General features: G+C 69.4%; 3 protein-coding genes. All 3 read left to right on the top strand.

All coding sequences use genetic code 11. The features are described from left to right. On the top strand, nt 1–409 hold a 409-nt coding region (locus GXZ33_RS09810), incomplete at its 5' end, for a helix-turn-helix transcriptional regulator (RefSeq protein WP_291340854.1). Between the two features lie 127 nt (nt 410–536). Continuing rightward, complete coding sequence (locus tag GXZ33_RS09805; RefSeq protein WP_291340853.1) at nt 537–1,655, top strand: NAD(P)-dependent alcohol dehydrogenase; 1,119 nt, start codon at nt 537–539, stop codon at nt 1,653–1,655. A gap of 21 nt (nt 1,656–1,676) precedes the next feature. Further along, on the top strand, nt 1,677–2,859 hold a 1,183-nt coding region (locus GXZ33_RS09800), incomplete at its 3' end, for an aldehyde dehydrogenase family protein (protein WP_291340852.1).

Genomic DNA, 2,859 nt, shown 5'->3' with positions numbered 1-2,859 from the left:
GCAGATCGTGCGCAGCACCGTCGATCTGCTCACCATGCTCTTCACGTCCGCGGTGGGGTCCGCGCCGGACGGCCCGGAGCTCACGCGGGTGCGCCGGAGGGAGGACATTGAGGGGTGGATCCGGGAGCATCTTCTCGACGATGACCTGTCCCCGGGGAGGATCGCCTCCGCCCACTTCATGTCCGTCCGGGCCCTGCACGCGCTGTTCGCCGAGGCGGACACCACCGTGGGCACACTGGTCCGCGCGCTGCGTCTCGAGCGTGCCCGGGAACTGCTGATCCTGCACCCGACCTGGACGTTGGCCGAGGTCGGACGCTGGTCGGGTTTCTCCGATCCCTCGTATTTCTCCCGGGTGTTCCGTCGGGAGTTCGGCATGAGTCCGGGCGAGTTCCGGGCCGCCGGGGCGTGAGCGGGGGTGCACTCCGGGTCCAGTGATTCTGCACTCCAGTCCTAGAGTGTCCTGGGCCACTTTTGGGAAGGTGTGTGTCACGGATCCCGCAGAAGGCGGGGACTCTAACTGACACGAGGACACCACCATGAAGATCGACGCCTACGTCGTGGACGCCATCGGCGCCCCCTTCGTCCGCGAGGAACTCACCCTCGCCGAACCCGGCCCCGGGGAGGTGCTCGTCCGGGTCGTGGGCACCGGCGTGTGCCACACGGACCTCAACACCCGGGGCGGGGACATGCCCCTGCCGCTGCCCGGCGTCCTCGGACACGAGGGCTCCGGCGTGGTCGAGGCCGTCGGGGCGGGCGTGGACAACGTCGCGCCGGGTGACCACGTCATCATGGGCTGGCCCTACTGCGGCACCTGCCGCAACTGCATCCGCGGCCAGCACCGTTACTGCCTCAACATCGGCCCGGAGCTGCTCGCCGGTGTCCGCCTGCACGGCCCCGACGCCGGCACCTCCGCCTACACCCGCGCCGACGGCTCCTCCCTGTCCGGCCACTTCTTCGGGCAGTCCTCCTTCGCCACTCACTCCCTCACCCGCGCCAACGCGGTGGTCAAGGTGGACAAGGACCTCGACCTGGCGCTGCTCGGCCCGCTGGCCTGCGGCATCACCACCGGTGCCGGGGCGATCTTCCACACCGCGCAGCCGGGCCCCGGTGAGTCGGTCGTGATCATCGGCGCCGGCGCCGTCGGCCTGGCCGCGGTGATGGCCGCCCGGAACACCCCGGCCGCGACCATCATCGCCGTCGACCTGCAGGACAACCGCCTGGAGCTGGCGGAGGAGCTCGGCGCGACCCACACCGTCAACTCCGGCGACACCGACATGCTCGCAGCCATCGCCGAGATCTGCGGCGGCCCGGCGGACCACGTCCTCGACTGCACCGGCAACATCCAGGTCATCGAGCAGGCCGCCGACGCCGTCGGACTGCTGGGCACCGTCATCCTCGTCGGCGGCGCCCCGGCAGAGGCACGCTTCTCCGTCGACCACATGCGCACGCTGTTCGGCAAGACCATCGTGGGCACCCTCGGTGGTTCGTCGACAAGCCATGAACTCATCCCGGGGCTGCTCGAGCTCCACCGGGCGGGCCGCTTCCCCTTCGACAAACTGGTCACCCTCTACGACTTCGACGACATCGACCGCGCCATCCACGACGCCCACGAAGGCGGCACCATCAAGGCCGTCCTCCGGGTCTCCGACATCTGAACCACAGGAAAAGAGAAGAACATGTCCGACTACTCCCACCTCATCTCCGAGCAGCTCTTCATCGACGGCTGGGTCGACGGCACCTCCGGGCGCACCGCCACCACCGTCAACCCCTTCAACGACGAGCCCATCGCCACGATCCGTCAGGCGTCCCGGGCGGACGTCGACAAGGCCTATGACGTGGCGAAGCAGCGGCAGACCGCCTGGGCGGAGCTGCCGCCGAAGGACCGCGCCGCCGTGATGAACAAGGCGGCGGACTTCATCGAGGAGAACTTCGACGCCGTCGTCGCCCTCATCCAGGCGGAGTCGGCCTCGACGATCGCGAAGGCGAGCATCGAGACCGGCCTGGCGCTCGGCTCCCTGCGCGAGGCCGCACAGTTCCCGACCCGCATCCGCGGCTCCATCCACCCCTCCGACACCCCGGGCAAGACGAACTACATCTTCCGCGAGCCGCTCGGCGTCGTCGGCGTGATCAGCCCGTGGAACTTCCCCTTCGCCCTGTCCATGCGTTCCGTCGCCCCGGCCCTGGCCTGCGGCAACGCGGTCGTGCTCAAGCCGGCCTCCGACACCCCGCTCGTCGGCGGCCTGCTGCTGGGCAGGATCTTCGAGGCCGCCGGCCTGCCGCAGGGCGTGCTGGGCGTCGTCGTCGGCGCAGGCTCGGAGATCGGCGACCACTTCGTGGAGAACGAGGTCCCCTCCCTCATCTCCTTCACCGGTTCCACCCCGGTCGGCCAGAACGTCGGCGTCAAGGCGGTCGGCGGGAAGCGCATGAAGAAGGTGGCCCTCGAACTCGGCGGCAACGCGCCGCTGGTCATCCTCGACGACGCCGACATGGACCAGGCCGTCGGCGCCGCCACCCTGGGCAAGTTCCTCCACCAGGGCCAGATCTGCATGGCCATCAACCGCATCATCGTGCAGGCACCCGTCTACGACGAGTTCGTGGAGAAGTACACCGAGCGCGTCCGCGGCCTCACCTACGGCGACCAGCTCGACCCCGGCACCATCGTCGGCCCCCTCATCAACGACCAGCAGGTCCAGTCCGTCACCGCCAAGATCGAGAAGGCCCGCGAGGAGGGCGCCCGCGAACTCCTCTCCGGACCGATCGAGGGACGCGTCGTCGCCCCGCACCTGTTCGCCGACGTCACCGCCGACATGGAACTGTTCCGCGAGGAGATCTTCGGCCCCGTCGTCGGCATCATCAAGG

The organism is Corynebacterium sp., from assembly GCF_012838985.1.
Classification (GTDB): Bacteria; Actinomycetota; Actinomycetes; order Mycobacteriales; family Mycobacteriaceae; genus Corynebacterium.
This window is presented reverse-complemented; position numbering and strand designations above follow the sequence as displayed.